Source organism: Streptomyces sp. NPDC126499 (assembly GCF_040302485.1).
Lineage (GTDB): Bacteria > Actinomycetota > Actinomycetes > Streptomycetales > Streptomycetaceae > Streptomyces.
In genome coordinates, this window is sequence record NZ_JBEOUO010000006.1 from 48890 (window position 1) to 66467 (window position 17578).

General features: G+C 70.9%; 14 protein-coding genes and 1 tRNA gene. 7 read left to right on the forward strand and 8 right to left on the reverse strand.

Going from position 1 to position 17578, the window contains the following annotated elements:
- The 4 genes from ABTZ91_RS10495 to ABTZ91_RS10510 form a co-directional block, all read right to left on the reverse strand.
- Window positions 1-345 carry a rhodanese-like domain-containing protein gene (locus ABTZ91_RS10495; RefSeq protein ID WP_352076755.1) on the reverse strand — a complete coding sequence of 115 codons (345 nt, stop codon included), beginning with the start codon at window positions 343-345 and terminating at the stop codon, window positions 1-3.
- Window positions 346-424: 79 nt separating this feature from the next.
- Window positions 425-1363 carry a J domain-containing protein gene (locus tag ABTZ91_RS10500; protein ID WP_407077938.1) on the reverse strand — a complete coding sequence of 313 codons (939 nt, stop codon included), beginning with the start codon at window positions 1361-1363 and terminating at the stop codon, window positions 425-427.
- A gap of 274 nt (window positions 1364-1637) precedes the next feature.
- The gene (locus ABTZ91_RS10505; protein WP_352076757.1) at window positions 1638-3215 is read right to left on the reverse strand and encodes a DUF2252 domain-containing protein; all 1578 of its coding nucleotides are present in this window, start codon (window positions 3213-3215) and stop codon (window positions 1638-1640) included.
- A 130-nt stretch (window positions 3216-3345) separates the two neighbouring features.
- Window positions 3346-4425, reverse strand: a complete 1080-nt coding sequence (locus ABTZ91_RS10510) for a hypothetical protein (protein WP_352076758.1) — start codon at window positions 4423-4425, stop codon at window positions 3346-3348.
- Between the two features lie 99 nt (window positions 4426-4524).
- Here ABTZ91_RS10510 and ABTZ91_RS10515 point away from each other — a divergent pair, with 99 nt between their 5' ends.
- Window positions 4525-4998, forward strand: coding sequence for a MarR family transcriptional regulator (locus ABTZ91_RS10515; protein WP_352076759.1), 474 nt, complete (start codon window positions 4525-4527; stop codon window positions 4996-4998).
- On the opposite strand, the gene ABTZ91_RS10520 is transcribed toward ABTZ91_RS10515, so the two are convergent.
- From ABTZ91_RS10520 to ABTZ91_RS10530, 3 genes are all read right to left on the reverse strand, one after another.
- The gene (locus ABTZ91_RS10520) at window positions 4999-5670 is read right to left on the reverse strand and encodes a response regulator transcription factor (RefSeq protein WP_352076760.1); all 672 of its coding nucleotides are present in this window, start codon (window positions 5668-5670) and stop codon (window positions 4999-5001) included.
- A gap of 164 nt (window positions 5671-5834) precedes the next feature.
- On the reverse strand, window positions 5835-7760 hold the full coding sequence (locus ABTZ91_RS10525) for a histidine kinase (RefSeq protein WP_352076761.1): 1926 nt from the start codon (window positions 7758-7760) through the stop codon (window positions 5835-5837).
- A gap of 204 nt (window positions 7761-7964) precedes the next feature.
- Window positions 7965-8051, reverse strand: a tRNA-Leu gene (locus ABTZ91_RS10530).
- A gap of 591 nt (window positions 8052-8642) precedes the next feature.
- Here ABTZ91_RS10530 and ABTZ91_RS10535 point away from each other — a divergent pair.
- The 6 genes from ABTZ91_RS10535 to pknB all read left to right on the forward strand — a co-directional run bounded on the left by ABTZ91_RS10535 (window position 8643) and on the right by pknB (window position 16751).
- Window positions 8643-9515 carry a DUF3662 and FHA domain-containing protein gene (locus ABTZ91_RS10535; RefSeq protein ID WP_352076762.1) on the forward strand — a complete coding sequence of 291 codons (873 nt, stop codon included), beginning with the start codon at window positions 8643-8645 and terminating at the stop codon, window positions 9513-9515.
- A 10-nt stretch (window positions 9516-9525) separates the two neighbouring features.
- Window positions 9526-10050: an FHA domain-containing protein gene (locus ABTZ91_RS10540; protein WP_345486927.1), complete on the forward strand. Its 525-nt coding sequence runs from the start codon at window positions 9526-9528 to the stop codon at window positions 10048-10050.
- A 177-nt stretch (window positions 10051-10227) separates the two neighbouring features.
- On the forward strand, window positions 10228-11712 hold the full coding sequence (locus tag ABTZ91_RS10545; RefSeq protein WP_352076763.1) for a Stp1/IreP family PP2C-type Ser/Thr phosphatase: 1485 nt from the start codon (window positions 10228-10230) through the stop codon (window positions 11710-11712).
- Window positions 11713-11740: 28 nt separating this feature from the next.
- Entirely contained in the window at window positions 11741-13180 is a 1440-nt protein-coding gene (locus ABTZ91_RS10550) for an FtsW/RodA/SpoVE family cell cycle protein (RefSeq protein WP_352076764.1), read from the forward strand.
- The gene (locus ABTZ91_RS10555; RefSeq protein ID WP_352076765.1) at window positions 13177-14643 is read left to right on the forward strand and encodes a penicillin-binding transpeptidase domain-containing protein; all 1467 of its coding nucleotides are present in this window, start codon (window positions 13177-13179) and stop codon (window positions 14641-14643) included. Before ABTZ91_RS10550 ends, ABTZ91_RS10555 begins: the two co-directional genes overlap by 4 nt.
- 146 nt (window positions 14644-14789) lie before the next feature.
- Complete coding sequence (gene pknB, locus ABTZ91_RS10560) at window positions 14790-16751, forward strand: Stk1 family PASTA domain-containing Ser/Thr kinase (RefSeq protein ID WP_352076766.1); 1962 nt, start codon at window positions 14790-14792, stop codon at window positions 16749-16751.
- Window positions 16752-16870: 119 nt separating this feature from the next.
- On the opposite strand, the gene ABTZ91_RS10565 is transcribed toward pknB, so the two are convergent.
- Entirely contained in the window at window positions 16871-17548 is a 678-nt protein-coding gene (locus tag ABTZ91_RS10565) for a class E sortase (protein WP_352076767.1), read from the reverse strand.
- Window positions 17549-17578: the final 30 nt, after the last annotated feature.

The window sequence follows — 17578 nt, forward strand, 5'->3', positions numbered from 1 at the left end:
CTACAGCACGTACGCCGGGCTTCCGTCGTCCGTCACCATCGGACGCCCGGCACCGTCCCACGCCAGCATCCCGCCGTCCACGTTGACCGCGTCGATGCCCTGCCCCACCAGATACTGCGTGACCTGCGCCGAACGGCCGCCCACCCGGCACATCACATACGCCCGCCGCCCGTCGGCCACGGCCTCTGTGACCTCACCGAACCGCGCCACGAACTGGCTCATCGGAACGTGCAGCGCACCCTCGACATGACCGGCCGCCCACTCGTCGTCCTCACGGACATCCAGCACCAGGGCATCGGCCGGCACCGAAGCCACGTCGACCGACGGCAGCGGGGCGAAATTCATGGACCAGGCCTCTCTCGGGGAAAACTCCGCGCCCACTCGGGCGCACCACCATCGAACCTACTGCAACGGGCCTTCCCGCCTACGCCACGAGCGCCGCGAGCTCCGCCTCACGCTCGGCGACCTGCGCGAGCAACTGCTCGGCGATCTCCTCCAGCAGCCGGTCCGGGTCGTCCGGCGCCATCCGCAGCATCGCGCCGATCGCGCTCTCCTCCAGTTCCCGCGCGACCAGCGACAGCATCTCCTTGCGGTGCGCCAGCCACTCCAGACGCGCGTACAGCTCCTCGGCCTCGCTCAGCCGCGACTCCGGCACCGGTCCCGCCGCCCACTCCTCGGACAGCTCCCGCAGCAGACCCTCGTCCCCACGGGCGTAGGCCGCGTTCACCCGCGTGATGAACTCATCGCGCCGCTTGCGCTCGTCCTCGTCCCGCGCGAGATCCGGATGCGCCTTGCGTGCCAGATCCCGGTACAGCTTGCGGACCTCGTCCGACGGCCGGACCCGCTTCGGCGGCTGCACCGGCCGATCCGTCAGCATCGCCGCCGCCTCCGCGGACAGCCCGTCGGAGTCGACCCAGTCGTGGAACAGCTCCTCCACCCCGGGCATCGGCATGACCGCGGCCCGCGCCTCCTGCGCCCGCCGCACGTCCTCGGGATCCCCGGTACGCGCCGCCCTGGCCTCAGCGATCTGCGCGTCCAGCTCGTCGAGACGCGCGTACATCGGGCCGAGCTTCTGATGGTGCAGGCGGGAGAAGTTCTCCACCTCGACCCGGAAGGTCTCCACCGCGATCTCGAACTCGATCAGAGCCTGCTCGGCCACCCGCACAGCCTGATCAAGCCGCGCCTCCGGCCGCTCACCCTCGGGCCGCGCGTCCGCGGACCGGTCACCATCAGGCTGCTCACCATCGGTCCGATCACCGCCGAACCGTGCGTCCGCGGACCGGTCACCATCAGCACGGTCACCATCGGGCCGTGCGTCCTCGGCCCGCTCGCCCTGGGGCCGCTCCTCGGACCCGTCACCCACGCCCTGGTCCACGCTCACGTCCACGCCCGTCCACGTCCTCGTTCCGGCTCGTCCCGTCCAGCCTACGGTCCCCCGGGGGGCCTCCCCCCCTCCCTCCCCCTCCCCCCTCCCCTCCCTCCCCGAAGACATCACACAGGACGGCGCCCGGTCCGAGACCCCCACCCGCCTCGTACGCGCTCGTACGCCTCCCACGGGCCACGTGCAGGCCACGCACGGACCCCGCACCGACCTCGCGCGGCCTCGCGCGACGGCTCGCGCCCCGGGGCCGCTCCTCTCAGACGCCCGTTTCCGCCGCTATCCGCCCCGTGCGGATCGCCGACAGCAGATCGGCGTGGTCGGCGGTGGTGCGGTCCGCGTAGGTGACGGCGAAGGCGGTGATGGCCTCGTCGAGCTCTTCGTTCTTTCCGCAGTAGCCGGCGATCAGCCGCGGGTCCGCGCTGTGGGCGTGGGCGCGGGCGAGCAGGGCGCCGGTCATGCGGCCGTAGTCGTCGAACTGGTCGGCGGTGAGGGCGGCGGGGTCGACGCTGCCCTTGCGGTTGCGGAACTGGCGGACCTGGAAGGGCCGCCCGTCGACCGTGGTCCAGCCGAGCAGGATGTCGCTGACCACCTGCATCCGCTTCTGCCCGAGCACCACGCGCCGCCCTTCGTGCCCGGCGTCGGTCGCGGTGAAGCCGATGGTCGCGAGGTGGGGCAGCAGCGCCGAGGGGCGGGCCTCCTTGACCTGGAGGATCAGGGGTTCGCCCCGGTGGTCGAGCAGCAGCACGACATAGGAGCGGGTGCCGACGCTGCCGGTGCCGACGACGCGGAAGGCCACGTCGTGGATGGCGTACCGGGCGAGCAGCGGGAGCCGGTCCTCGGAGACGGTCTCCAGATACGGGCCGAGGGAGGCGGCGACGGCGGCCGCCTCCGCGTCGGGGACGCGGCGCAGCACCGGTGGCGCGTCGACGAAGCGTCTGCCGCCGCCCTCGTCGGCCGGGACGGCTTCGGTGGAGCGGGCCGCGAAGCGGGCGCTGGTGTTGTTGCGGGCCTTGGCCGAGACCCGTTCGAGTGTGCCTATGAGGTCGCGGGCGTCGGTGTGGGAGACGAGTTCCTCGTCGGCGATGGCGTTCCAGGCGTCGAGGGCGGGGAGCCTGGCGAGGAGGCGCATGGTGCGCCGGTAGGCGCCGACGGTGTCGAAGGCGGCGGCCCGGCAGGTGTCCTCGTCGGCGCCGGCCTCGCGTCCGGCGAGGACGAGGGAGGTGGCGAGCCGCTTGAGGTCCCATTCCCAGGGGCCGACGACGGTCTCGTCGAAGTCGTTGAGGTCGATGACGAGCCGGCCGCGTGCGTCTCCGTAGAGGCCGAAGTTGGCGGCGTGGGCGTCGCCGCATATCTGGGCGGCGATGCCGGTGACGGGGGAGCCGGTGAGGTCGTGGGCCATGAGACCGGCGGCGCCGCGGAGGAAGGCGAAGGGGCTGGCGGCCATCCTGCCGACCCTGATGAGGGTGAGGCCGGGCACGCGGCCGCGGTTGGACTCCTCGACCGCGCTGGTGGCGTCGGGCCGGTCCGCGGGCAGGTGGAGGGTGGCGTGGGCGGAGCGGGGGAGGTCCCGGCGGAGTTCCTTGCCTCGCTGTCTGGCGGTGGCGGCGGCTCCGTCGGCGGCGCGGCGGGCGAAGCCGGGTACGTGCGGCAGGCGGGCGGAGCCGGACGCGGGCTCACCGGCCGTGAACGCATCGGCTGCGGACGTGTCGGCCGTAGGGGTGACGGCCGTGGACACACCTGCCGTGGGGGAGTCGGATGTGGCCGGTCCCGCTGTGGGCGGGTCGGGCCAGGTGTGGTCGCGCTGTCCTGGTACCGCCGTGCTCGTGTCGTCCATGGGACGCCCTCCCCCGCCGTCGCTGTCCTGCCGACATCGGCTGTGTCGACTGGCCCTGACGGTACCGCCGGGTCCACGAGGCCGTCTGCCCCTGTGGACAACGGCCTGTGGACAGCTCTGTTTCGGCAGGTCAGACGGCGACCGCCTCCTCGATCTCCTCCTCCGTTTCCTGGTCGGTGCGAGGCGTTGTCCGCTCGTCGGTCCGGGTGGCGGGGTGGCGGCGGGCTTCGGTGAGGCCGGCGGTGACGGTCAGGGCGATGCCGGCGAGGAGCCAGAGGGCGAGGACGAGGACGTTGCCGCCGAGGGCGTGGCCGTCGAGGTAGACGTGGCCGCGGAGGCCTTCGACGAATCCGGCGCCGTTCCAGAAGGCGTGCAGGGAGCCGAAGAAGCCGGGCTGGAGTTCGGGCCGGTAGATGCCGCCGGAGCTGGTGAAGTTGAGCATCACGAACAGCACCATCACGCCGAGGGTGGTCCAGCGCTTGAGGAAGGTGTGGAGTCCGACGCCGATCAGCAGGACGCCGGCGCAGTAGAGCCAGGAGAGGGCCCAGACGCCGCCGAGGCCGTGGTCGACGAGGTGGAAGAGGGGGCCGGCGAAGACGGTGCCGATGAGGCTGACGACGAGGGACATGCCGGCGGCGAGAAGCGCCCTGACGCGCATGGGCAGGACGGCTCCGGCGCCGCCGATGACGGCGACGGAGGCGTAGGAGCCGATGCTGAGGGCGACGAGGAGGAAGAAGATGCCCTGTCCTGTGGGGTCGCCGGAGGCGACGGGGGCGACGTCGGTGACCTTGAGCGGGTCGCCGTGGGTGGCGGCGACCTTGGTGAAGACCTTCTCGACGGCCATCGCGCTGGTGTCGGAGGAGGCGGAGGCGACGAGGAGTTCGGGGGTGTCGGTGTCCGCGCCGGGGATGTAGGCGCCGAAGCTGGACCGGTCGCGCAGGGCGGCGGTGGCGGTGGCGCGGTCGGGGACGGTGCGGACGTCGAGGGCGCCGGCGCCCTTGTCCTGGAGGGTCTGTGCGAGGACCTGGGTCTGGGGTCCGGAGCCGACGATGTCGACGCGCAGGTCGTGGGGCTGGGGGGCGTGGAAGGCGCCGAGGTAGGCGAGGCCCATGCCGATGCACATCAGCAGGGGGGTGAGCAGGTGGCCGAGGACGTGGCGCAGTGCTCCCTTGGTGGTCGGTCCTGCGGACACGGACACCGGAACCTCCATGGTTGGCTTTTACAACTAAATTACCGTTGTACTATACAACTGATAGCGAGGGTCCGGCCAACCGACGGGTCCGGCCGTTGCGGCGACAAGGAGCGCACCATGAGCGAGGGCGCGCGGGAGACATCCCTCGACGTCATCCAGCGGGAGCTGACGGCCTTCGCCCGCCGGGCGCGAGCCGCCGCGGCCCGGCTCCACCCGGAGCTGTCGCTGGTCTCGTACACGCTGCTTGCCCACATCGACGACCGGCAGGGCTGCCGGGCCACCGATCTCGCGGCCCACTACCTGCTGGACAAGTCGACGGTCAGCCGCCAGGTCGCCGCCCTGGAGAAGCTGGGCCTGGTCGAGCGGCGGCCCGACCCCGACGACCACCGCGTCCAGGTGCTGCACCCGACGGAGGCGGGCACCCAGGTCCTCGCCTCCACCCAGGCCAGCCGCCTCGCCGCGTACGAAGAACGCCTCAAGGACTGGTCGGCCGAGGACCTCGCCGCGTTCGCGTCCTATCTGCTCCGCTACAACGCGGCGGGCGACACCGGCGCCCCCGCCGCGAAGCCCGACGCCGCCGCGAAGCCCTAGCTAGAGGCGGGCGTCCCGGGCGAGCAGCGCCGCCTGCACCCGGTTCTCGCAGTTCAGCTTGGCCAGGATCCGGCTGACATACGTCTTCACCGTGGCCTCGCTCATGTGCAGCCGCCGGCCGGCGTCGGCATTGGAGAGCCCCTCGCCCAGCAGCGCCAGGACCTCACGCTCCCGCTCGCTGAGCGCGGTCAGCCGCTGCCGGGCCTCCTCCGCGCGCGCCGCCTCCCGGCCCGAGGCGAGCTGCTCGACCACATGCCGGGTGGCAGCCGGGGAGAGATACGCGTCGCCCGCGGCAGCGGCCCGCACGGCGCGGATCAGCTCGGCCGGCGCGGTGTCCTTCAGCAGGAACCCGGCTCCGCCGTGCTCCAGTGCGCGCAGGACGTTCTCCCGCTCGCCGAAGGTCGTCAGCACGATCACCTTCGTCCCCGGCGCCGCCCGGCGCAGCTCCGGCAGGGCGGACAGGCCGTCGAGCACGGGCATCTGGATGTCGAGCAGCACCACGTCGGCAGCGTGGGCGCGCGCCAGGTCGATGGCCTCGCGGCCGTTCGTCGCCTCGGCGACGACCTCGATCTGCGGATCCGAGGTGAGGATCATGCGGATTCCGGCCCTGATCAAGGGCTCGTCGTCGGCGATCACGACCCTGATCGGCCGCTCCACCCCGGACGCCGTCACCGTACTCGCCCCTGCCCGCACTCCGGCTCCCGCCCCGGCCCCGGCTCCTGCCTCTGCTCCGGTCCCTGCCCCGAGCCCTGTCACAGCCACTCCCCAACGGCTAGCGGTACGAGCGGGCCGCGCCCCAGGTCAGGGCCCGCCCCCAGCGCCGGGCACCGACCGCCCTAGCGCACGACGTCGTACGACTTCTTCTCGATCAGCTTGCCGTCCTTGAAGCAGAACCGGAAAACGGGTTCCGAGTCGAAGCTGTCCCCCACCTCCGAGCTCATCAGCACCAGGCACGTCGATCCCTCGGGCTCCGCGGGCCCCTTTCCGTGCAGCCCGGTCGTCGCGATGGTGTCGCCCGAAGGAAGTCGGTCACGGACCTCCTTCTCGCTCTGCCCGACCTTGACGGCGTCGTACTCGGCCGGGTCGATCATCCCCTTCGACATCGAGCCCATCAGGAAGTAGAGGCCGAAGCCTCCGGCCACCAGCAGCAGCACGAGCGCCGCGAACGCGATCCCGCAGCCCAGCGCTATCCCGCCGCTCTTGCTCCTGCCCTTGCCCGCCTGCAATGCCATCGCCAGCTCCCGCTCGGTCACCGTCCAGTCGGACGGTCCGACTGCGACCTGACCACGGTGGCCTCGCGGCCCCCTCTTCGACTGCTGCCGGAAGTCGTCGGCCGCATCGACGAAAGACGCGGCGTAGGGAACCGCCCGCGCACCCCCGTACGGCACGACACCGGCACCGGCACCGTCCGACGTCTGCACCGCCGCAGCGAGCACCGCCCTCTGCGCCGAGACGGCCGCCGACGGATCGGCATACGCGTCGGCGTACACATCGGCGTAGGGGTCCACGTACGGCGCCGCCTCCACCGACCCGTACGGCAGGACTCCGGCGACCCGGAAGCCGCCGCCGTCGGCGGGGCCCGCGTGGACGATGCCGCCGACCAGGCGCGCCCGCTCGTGCAGTCCGGTCAGGCCCTGCCCGCCGCTGACGACCGCCGCGGGCCGCTCGGTCGTCTCCTCGTTCAGCACCTCGACGACGAAGGCGTCCGGCTCGTAGCGCACCTCCACGCTGATGGGGGCGCCCGGCGCGTGCTTGTAGGCGTTCGTCAGGCCTTCCTGGACGATCCGGTACGCGGCGTGGTCGACCGCGGGCGCGAGCGCCCGTGGCTCGCCCCGACGGGTCAGGCCGATGGTGGTCCCGGCGGAGCGGGCGGCGGTGACGAGCCCCTCGATACCGGCGGTCCCCCGCGCCGCCCGTCCCGTCTCGTCACCGGGCCGCCCCACCGGCCCGCCGGGCCCGTCGTCCGGGGCCTCGACGCCGTCGCGCAGGATGCCGACGACCTCCCGCAGCTCGTGCATGGCGTCCATGGACGCCTTCCGCAGCACCCCCACCACCTCCCGCTGGCGGTCGGTCAGATGCGGGTCGACCTCCAGGGCTCCGGTGTGCACGGAGATCAGCGCCAGTTGGTGGCCGAGGCTGTCGTGCATGTCCTGGGCGATCCGCTGCCGCTCCCGCATCCTGGCCTGGCCCGCGATCATCGCCCGCTCCCGCAGCAGCTGCGCGTTCCGCTCCTGGAGCGCGTGCAGCAGCGTCCTGCGCTGAGCCCAGTAGCGGTGGGCGAGTCCGGGAGCGAGCGTCGTCGCCAGGAAGTACAGCGTCGAGATGAACGTGACGGTCAGGATCCGGTGTGTGTCCCACATCTCCAGGACCGTGCCGGCGATGTTCAGGACGTACGCGGCGGTGGCCGCGGCCAGGGCCCGCCCGGCGCCCGGGATGTAACGCCCCGCCGACCAGCCGACCAGGATCAGCAGCGCCAGGAAGCCCGGAAGGAACGGGGCGAGGAACGACGTGACGACGAGCACCGTCACGGGCAGCCGGCGCCGCAGCAGCGACAGCACGGCCGAGGCCACGGCGACGCCCGCGAGCGCCCAGCCCTCCCCGCCGAGGAGGTCCTCGGTGCCGGCGGCCAGCAGCGCCATGACCACGGCGAGCACCACCTCGCCCGCGGTCCTGCGCCGCGACCACTGCCCCGGCACCGCGAACCAGCGCCACCCGGCGCCGAGCCAGGTCCTGACGGTCCGGATCTTCGTAGGAGCTTCCACGCTCGCACGATAGGCGCGGCCCGCGCCCGCCCGCCGTCCTCTTTCGTCGCGGCCCCCACCGACGAAGGTTGCGCCGCTCCCCACGCCCCGCGCCCCCAGAAACCCGCCCCGCACCCGCACCCGCACCCGCACCCGCACCCGCACCCGCACCCGCCGCAAACAACGCGGAAGCCCCGTAGGTCGTTGACCTACGGGGCTTCCGTCTGGTGCGCGAGGGGGGAGTTGAACCCCCACGCCCTTTCGGGCACTGGAACCTGAATCCAGCGCGTCTGCCTATTCCGCCACCCGCGCATTGGGTGGTCTCCGGGCTCCCTCACCTTTCGGTGCGTTCGCCTGGCGACATCTGAAGATTAGCACGTCGGAGACGGCGGATTCACATCCGTTGTTTCGACCCCTCCCCGGCGGAGGAGGAGTGAGGAGGGACGGGAGGAGGGACGCCGGGGAAGGTGAGCGGAGGTGCGCGGGAGATGAGGAGAGAGAAGGAGGGACACGGAGAGAGGAGATTGGACGGGAGCCGGAGAGCCGGAGGAGCAAGACCGAAGAACCCCACGAGCCGAAGAAGTCCCACAGGCCCCACGAGCCCCACGAGCCGAAGAAGTCCCACAGGCCCCACGAGCCCGCCGAGCCGAACAAGCCCGCCGACCCCCACGTGCCCGACCAGCCGGCGCCGAGCCGAGGTGACGCACGTGGCACTCCTGCTCCGGTCCCCGGTGCGGGACACTGTCCACAGGCCACCTCTACGATCCCTGGGGAAAGGCCCGCGGAAGGTCTGTGAGAGGTGACACTCGTCCACAGGGCAGAGAAGGGGAACCAGCCGATTTCCCGACGCGTGGATACGATCAGTAAGCAGTACCAGGACGACAACGACGGAGGAGGTGCCCCATGGGAGTCCTGAAGCGGTTCGAACAGCGACTTGAAGGTCTGGTCAACGGCACCTTCGCCAAGGTGTTCAAGTCCGAGGTCCAGCCCGTCGAGATCGCCGGCGCGCTCCAGCGCGAGTGCGACAACAACGCGACGATCTGGAACCGCGAGCGGACGGTCGTCCCCAACGACTTCATCGTGGAGCTGAGCGCGCCGGACTACGAGCGCCTCAGCCCGTACTCGGGCCAGCTCGGCGACGAGCTCGCCGGCCTGGTCAGGGACTACGCCAAGCAGCAGCGGTACACCTTCATGGGCCCGATCAAGGTCCACCTGGAGAAGGCCGACGACCTCGACACCGGTCTGTACCGGGTGCGGAGCCGTACGCTCGCGTCGAGTACGTCACAGCCGCAGCCCGCCGGCGGGCACGCCCCGCAACCCGGTCCGGGTCAGCAGCAGCCGCCGCGCGGTGGCTACGGCTACCCTCCGGCCGGTGCCCCGCCGATGCCCGCGGCGCCGCCGCCGGGCGCTCCGGCCATGCCCGGTCACCGTCCTTCGGCTCCGGCCGCGGGCCGTCCCGGCGGTCCCGCGCCCGTGTCCGCCGCGGGCGGCGGGCAGGTCCGCCGCTGGATCGAGATCAACGGCACCCGTCACCAGATTTCCCGCCCGACCCTGGTCCTCGGCCGCAGCACCGACGCGGACGTGAGGATCGACGATCCCGGCGTCTCGCGCCGGCACTGCGAGATCCGGACCGGAACGCCCTCGACGATCACGGATCTCGGGTCCACCAACGGCATCGTGGTGGACGGGCAGCACACCACCCGCGCTACGCTCCGCGACGGCTCGCGGATCGTCGTGGGCAGCACCACCATCGTTTACCGGCAAGCCGAAGGGTGAAGCGGGGGCAATGTCAGAGCTGACCCTGACGGTCATGCGGCTGGGTTTCCTGGCCGTTCTGTGGCTGTTCGTCATCGTGGCCGTCCAGGTCATCCGTAGCGACCTGTTCGGCACGCGGGTCACCCAGCGCGGTTCGCGGCGCCAGGAGGCACGCCCGCAGCAGGGCGGGCGCCAGGCCGCCGCGCCTCCGCAGCAGCGGGGCGGCCAGCAGGCCGCGGGCGGCGGGCGGCAGCGCCGCGGCGCCCCGACCAAGCTCGTCGTGTCCGAGGGCACCCTCACCGGCACGACGGTCGCCCTCCAGGGGCAGACCATCACGCTGGGCCGCGCCCACGACTCGACGATCGTGCTGGACGACGACTACGCGTCCAGCAGGCACGCCAGGATCTACCCGGACCGGGACGGTCAGTGGATCGTCGAGGACCTCGGGTCCACCAACGGCACGTATCTCGACCGGACCCGCCTCACCACCGCCACGCCGATTCCGCTGGGCGCGCCGATCCGCATCGGCAAGACCGTCATCGAGCTGCGGAAGTAGTACGAAAATGAGCGAGCGGAGCGAGCGCGCCGGGACGGTCCCCACGAAGGGCCGCCCCGAGGACCGCGCGGCAGCCCGGGCAGCGGGCCAGGGCGGGTACGGGCTCCCGACCGGAGGGTGGGCAGTGTGGCTCGAGACCGGCGGCACCCCGAGGCGGCGCCGACAGGGCAGGTGGGCATGAGCTTGTCACTGCGCTTCGCCGCGGGCTCGCACAAGGGCATGATCCGCGAGGGCAACGAGGACTCCGGCTACGCCGGTCCACGGCTGCTCGCGATCGCCGACGGCATGGGCGGCCAGGCCGCCGGTGAGGTCGCCTCCTCCGAGGTGATCTCCACTCTGGTGACGCTCGACGACGACGTCCCCGGCTCCGACATCCTCACCTCGCTCGGTACGGCGGTGCAGCGCGCCAACGACCAGCTGCGGATGATGGTCGAGGAGGACCCGCAGCTGGAGGGCATGGGCACGACGCTCACCGCCCTGCTGTGGACGGGGCAGCGCCTCGGTCTGGTGCACGTCGGCGACTCGCGCGCGTATCTGCTGCGGGACGGCGTGCTCACCCAGATCACGCAGGACCACACCTGGGTGCAGCGGCTCGTCGACGAGGGCCGGATCACCGAGGAGGAGGCCACCACCCACCCGCAGCGGTCGCTCCTCATGCGCGCGCTGGGCAGTGGCGACCACGTCGAGCCCGACCTGTCGATCCGCGAGGTGCGGGCGGGCGACCGCTATCTGGTGTGCTCCGACGGCCTGTCGGGCGTGGTGTCGCACCAGACGCTGGAGGAGACCCTCGCCAGCTACCAGGGCCCGCAGGAGACCGTGCAGGAGCTGATCCAGCTCGCGCTGCGCGGCGGCGGTCCGGACAACATCACGGTGATCGTCGCCGACGTCCTCGACGTCGACGGCGGCGACACCCTCGCCGGCCACCTCAGTGACACCCCGGTGATCGTGGGCGCGGTCGCGGAGAACCAGTCGCCGCTGCACGACGGCGGCGCGATGCACACCCCCGCGGGCCGCGCCTCCGGGCTCGGCCGGCCGGCGCCGCACCAGCAGCCTCCGGCGGGCGGCTTCGGCCCGCCCGGCAGCGGCGACGACCACGGCTACGGCGGGATGCCGCCGCAGGGTTCCTTCGGCGCGTACGCGGAGGACGACTTCGTGAAGCCGCGCTCCGGCCGCAAGTGGCTGAAGCGGTCCTTCTTCCTGGTGCTGGCGCTCGGTGTGATCGGCGGCGGCCTGTACGGCGGGTACCGCTGGACGCAGACGCAGTACTACGTGGGCACCAAGGACGAGCACGTGGCGCTGTACCGGGGCATCAGCCAGGACCTGGCCTGGGTGAGGCTCTCGGAGGTCGAGGCGGACCACCCCGAGATCGAACTCAAGTACCTGCCGGCGTACCAGCGCAAGCAGGTCGAGGACACCATCGCGGGCGGCAGCCTCGCCAAGGCGAAGACGAAGATCGCCGAGCTGGCGGTGCAGGCCTCGGCCTGCAAGAAGACCGAGCAGCGCCAGAAGGCCGCCGCGGACGCGGCGGACAAGGCGAGCCCGCCGCCGTCCGCGGAAGGCTCCGCGTCGCCGAACCCCAAGCCCACCACAGCCGCGCCGTCCCCCGGGCCCACCCTGTCCTCGGAGGAGCAGAAGCTGGCCTCGAACTGCGGCAAGCAGTAAGCAGACCCGTAGGGGGCCTTTCACCACCATGAGCGTTGTCACCAACACGACCACCATCGGCGCCATCGAGGCGCCGAGCCGCCGGAACACCGAGCTGGCGCTGCTGGCGTTCGCCGTCGCCATCCCGGTGTTCGCGTACCTGAACGTCGGTCTGGCGATCGACGGCAAGGTGCCGCCGGGCATGGCGGGGTACGGGCTCGGGCTCGGCCTGCTCGCGGGCGTCGCGCATCTCGTGGTGCGCAAGTGGGCGCCGTACGCGGACCCGCTGCTGCTGCCGCTGGCGACGCTGCTCAACGGGATGGGCCTGGTGCTGATCTGGCGCCTGGACCAGTCGCCGCGGCTGATCGCCCAGGCGAAGCGCGCGTACGGCTCGTTCAGTCCGGACGCCCCGAACCAGATGATGTACTCGGCGATCGGCATCGCCATGTTCGTGGGTGTGCTGCTGCTGCTGAAGGACCACCGGGTCCTGCAGCGCTACACGTACATCTCGATGGTGGCGGCGCTCGTGCTGCTGCTGCTGCCGCTCGTCCCGGGCCTCGGCGCGGACGTCTTCGGCGCCAAGATCTGGATCCGGGTCGGCGGTTTCTCGATCCAGCCCGGTGAGTTCGCCAAGCTGGTCCTCGCGGTGTTCTTCTCCGGCTACCTGATGGTGAAGCGGGACGCGCTGGCGCTGGCCAGCCGCCGCTTCATGGGGCTGTACCTTCCGCGCGGCCGTGACCTCGGCCCGATCCTGACGATCTGGGCGGTCAGCCTCCTCATCCTGGTCTTCGAGAACGACCTCGGTACGTCGCTGCTGTTCTTCGGCATGTTCGTGATCATGCTGTACGTGGCGACGGAGCGGACCAGCTGGATCGTGATGGGTCTGCTGATGGCGTCGGCCGGCGCGGTCGCCGTGAGTTCCTTCGCGGGCCACGTGCAGTCCCGTGTCGCGGCCTGGCTGGACCCGTTCGGCTGTCTGAAGACGGCGACCGACCCGAACATGCTGAACGCCTGTGACCAGATGACGCAGGTGCTGATGTCCTTCGGTTCCGGCGGCATCCTGGGCACGGGCCTCGGCCAGGGCAACTCCGACCTGATCATGTTCGCCGCGAACTCCGACTTCATCTTCGCCACCGTCGGCGAGGAGCTCGGCCTCACCGGTGTGATGGTCTTCCTGCTGTTCTACGGGCTGATCATCGAGCGTGGTGTGCGCACCGCCCTCGCGGCGCGCGACCCGTTCGGCAAGCTGCTGGCGATGGGCCTGTCGGGCGCGTTCGCGCTGCAGGTCTTCGTCGTCGCCGGCGGTGTGATGGGCCTCATCCCGCTGACCGGTATGACGATGCCGTTCCTCGCCTACGGTGGTTCGTCCGTGATCGCCAACTGGGCGCTGATCGGCGTGCTGATCCGTATCAGCGACACCGCGCGCCGCCCCGCGCCCTCCCCCGCCCCGAACCCCGACGCCGAGATGACGCAGGTGGTCCGTCCGTGAACAAGCCGCTGCGCCGCGTCGCGATCTTCTGCGGCCTGCTGATCTTCGCCCTGCTGGTGCGGGACAACTGGCTGCAGTACGTGCGCGCCGACGAGCTCAACGCCCACCCGAAGAACAAGCGGGTCACGATCGAGCGCTATGCGAGCGAGCGGGGCAACATCATCGTCGACGGCAAGCCGATCACCGGCTCGGTCGACTCGGGCGACGAGTTCTACCAGTTCAAGCGGACGTACGTCGACGGCCCGATGTGGGCTCCGGTGACGGGTTACGCCTCGCAGGCCTTCGACGCCAGCCAGATCGAGAAGATCGAGGACGGCATCCTCACCGGCAACGACGACCGGCTGTTCTTCGACCGCACGCTCGCGATGTTCACCGGCGAGAAGAAGAAGGGCGGCGACGTCGTCACCACCCTGAGCGGGGCGGCGCAGAAGGCCGCGTACAAGGGTCTCGGGTCGAAGACGGGCGCGGTCGTCGCGATCGAGCCGTCGACGGGCAAGATCCTGGCGCTCGCCTCGACGCCGTCGTACGACCCGGCGTCCTTCGCGGGCTACCACAACGCGGACGCCAAGGCGTGGCAGGCGCTGGAGAAGGACAAGGACAAGCCGAAGCTGAACCGCGCGCTGCGGGAGATCTACCCGCCCGGCTCCGTCTTCAAGGTGGTCACGGCGGCGGCGGCGCTGGAGAACGGCGCGGTCAAGGACATCGACGCGGCGACGGACACCCCCGAGGGCTGGAAGATCCCGCTCTCCCGGGTGCCGATGAAGAACCAGCACGGCGGCTGTGCCAACGCGAGCCTGAACGAGGCGCTGCGGGTGTCGTGCAACTCGGTGTTCGCCAAGCTCGGTGACGACGTCGGCCGCGACAAGATGGTCGAGATGGCGGAGAAGTTCGGCTTCAACGCCGAGCAGTTCACCCCGGTCCGCGCCGTCGCCTCCGTCTACGACAAGACGGCCGACCGGGGTGGCAACGCGCTGTCGTCCATCGGCCAGTTCAACACGGCGACCACGCCGCTGCAGATGGCCATGGTGACGGCCGCGATCGCCAACGACGGCAAGCTGATGCAGCCGTACATGATCGACAAGCTGGTGGCGCCGAACCTCGACGTGATCCAGCAGAACGAGCCGAAGGAGCTGAGCCGCCCCGTCTCGCCGGAGAACGCGCAGCTGCTCCAGCGGATGATGGAGAACGTCGTCGAGAACGGCACCGGCGGCAACGCCGACCTGAACATGGACGGCGTGAAGGTCGGCGGCAAGACGGGTACGGCGCAGCACGGCGAGAAGAACGCCAAGCGTCCCTACGCCTGGTTCATCTCCTACGCCAAGACCGACCAGGGTTCCCCGGTCGCGGTGGCCGTGATCGTCGAGGACGCGGGCGGCACGGACCGCGAGGACATCAGCGGTGGCGGTCTGGCGGCCCCGATCGCGAAGGCCGTGATGAAGGCGGTAGTGAAGAGCAGGAGCTGATCTCCCGGGCCGGATACCGGTCGGGTATCAGGTGGCGGTCGGCGGACGAAGCGCCTTCCCACGGCCGGTAGCGTATGCGCGGACAGCACACACCGCCGGACCACACACGGGTGCGGTCGGGACAGACGGAGAGGGCTGGAGAAGCTATGGAAGAGCCGCGTCGCCTCGGCGGCCGGTACGAGCTGGGCTCGGTGCTCGGCCGTGGTGGCATGGCCGAGGTGTACCTCGCGCACGACACCCGGCTCGGCCGCACCGTCGCCGTGAAGACCTTGCGGGCGGACCTCGCCCGTGACCCGTCCTTCCAGGCCCGGTTCCGCCGTGAGGCCCAGTCCGCCGCCTCGCTCAACCATCCGGCGATCGTCGCGGTCTACGACACCGGCGAGGACTACGTCGACGGGGTGTCCATCCCGTACATCGTGATGGAGTACGTCGACGGCTCGACCCTGCGTGAGCTGCTGCACTCCGGGCGCAAGCTGCTGCCCGAGCGCACGCTGGAGATGACGGTCGGCATCCTGCAGGCGCTGGAGTACTCGCACCGCGCCGGGATCGTGCACCGCGACATCAAGCCGGCGAACGTCATGCTGACCCGTACCGGCCAGGTCAAGGTCATGGACTTCGGCATCGCGCGCGCCATGGGCGACGCGGGCATGACCATGACGCAGACCGCGGCGGTGATCGGCACGGCCCAGTACCTCTCGCCGGAGCAGGCCAAGGGCGAGCAGGTCGACGCCCGTTCCGACCTGTACTCCACCGGTTGTCTGCTGTACGAGCTGCTGACGGTGCGGCCGCCGTTCATCGGCGACTCGCCGGTGGCCGTGGCCTACCAGCACGTGCGGGAGGAGCCGCAGCCGCCGAGCGTCTTCGACCCCGAGATCACGCCGGAGATGGACGCGATCGTCCTCAAGGCGCTGGTCAAGGACCCCGACTACCGCTACCAGTCCGCCGACGAGATGCGCGCGGACATCGAGGCGTGCCTGGACGGCCAGCCGGTCGCGGCGACCGCCGCGATGAGCGCCGTCGGCTACGGCGGGGGTTACGGCGGCTATCCGCCGGAGGACCAGCCGACGACGGCGCTGCGCCAGGCGGACCCGGCGGGCCAGACGACGATGCTGCCACCGATGAGCCCGGACGACGGCGGCTACGGCTATGACGACCGCCCGGACCGCCGACGCCAGAAGAAGTCGAACACCTCGACGATCCTGCTGGTCCTCGCGGGCATCCTGGTGCTGATCGGCGCGATCCTCATCGGCCAGGCGCTGTTCAAGTCCAAGGACGGCGCGGACCAGGTGCCCGTGCCGCAGCTGGTCGGCAAGACGCTGAAGGAAGCGGAGGGCCTGGCGGCGAACTCGCAGGTCAAGGTGGTGCAGAGCGGCTCCGAGCGCTGTGAGCAGCCGAAGGGCGCGATCTGCAGCCAGACGCCGCTGTACACGCCCGAGGCGAAGATGAACGTCGGCGAGACGGTCTCCGTGGTGGTCTCCGAGGGCGCCCCGCAGATCGAGGTGCCGGACGTCACCGAGAAGCAGCAGGCGAGCGCCGAGGAGGCGCTGCGCGAAAAGGGCTTCAAGGTCACCGTGAAGTACGAGGAGTCCGACCAGGAGCCGGGCCGGGTGCTCAGTCAGAGCCCCGAGGGCGGCTCGAAGGCGGAGAAGAACTCCGAGGTCACGATCACCGTGGCGAAGAAGGAGAAGTCGCGCCTGCCGGACGTCACCGGTCGCTCCTACGACCAGGCGGTCCAGGACCTGAAACTGCTCGGCTTCGAGAACGTGGCCCGTCAGGACGTGGACTCCGACCAGCCCGCGGGCACGGTCATCGGCCAGACGCCCAACGGCAACACCGACCAGCCCAAGGACGTCCAGATCGCGCTGAAGGTCTCCAAGGGCCCGCAGCAGACGGCCCAGCCGGTGCCGTTCATCATCGGCCAGACCCTCGACGAGGCCCGCGCGACGCTCGCCGCCAACGGCTACCAGCTGGGCAACGTCGACGGATCCTCCGACGGCGACGCCCGCGTCCACCAGCAGGACCCGGTGCCGGGCACGCCGGGCCAGCCGAACCAGGCGGTCAACGTGAAGACCGAGAAGAAGGGCAACGGCGGCGGCTGGTTCGACTAGAGCCGCACGCCCCTCCCCGTGAAGTAAGCCCCGGCATCCAGGACGCCGGGGCTTACTTCATGTCGCACGCCTTCATCACGTACGGCTTCGTGGCGCACGGCTTCATGACGTACGCGGTGCTAGCGCAGCTCCGTCGGGGGCGTGCGCTGGGCGTCGACCTTCTCGGTGCGCTCCAGCTCGCCCCACACGATGTAGCGGTAGTCCGAGGTGTACATCGGGGTGCAGGTCGTCAGGGTGATGTAGCGGCCCGGCTTGGTCTTCCCCGACTCCTTGGGGACGGGCTGGAGCACGTCCACGTTGTACTTCGTGGTCTCCGGGAGGGTCTTGTAGACCTTGTAGACGTACCAGGTGTCCTTGGATTCGAAGACGATCGGATCGCCGTTCTTCAACTTGTGGATGTTGTGGAACTTCGCCCCGTGCCCGTCCCGGTGCGCGGCGAGCGTGAAGTTGCCCTGCTTGTCCTGCGGGAGGGCCGACTTCACGGGTTCGGTGTAGTAGCCGGCGACACCGTTGTTGAGGGTCTTGGAGTCGGTGCCCTTCTTCACCAGCACCTCGTCGCCGCCGAAGGCCGGCACGTGCAGGAAGCCGATGCCGTCCTTGGTGTCGAGCGCGCCGGGGCCGCTGTCGGCCCAGTGGTCGCGGACCTGGTCGCCGTCCTTGTCGGCGGCCCGGTCGGCCAGCACGTTGGTCCACCACAGGGAGTAGACGACGAAGAGGCCGAGTACCAGGCCGGCGGTGATGAGGAGTTCACCGAAGACGCTGATGATCCCGGCGATCCGGTTGCGCGCACGTGCCACTAGGTCGTCCCGTCGAGGTGTGGAGGGTCT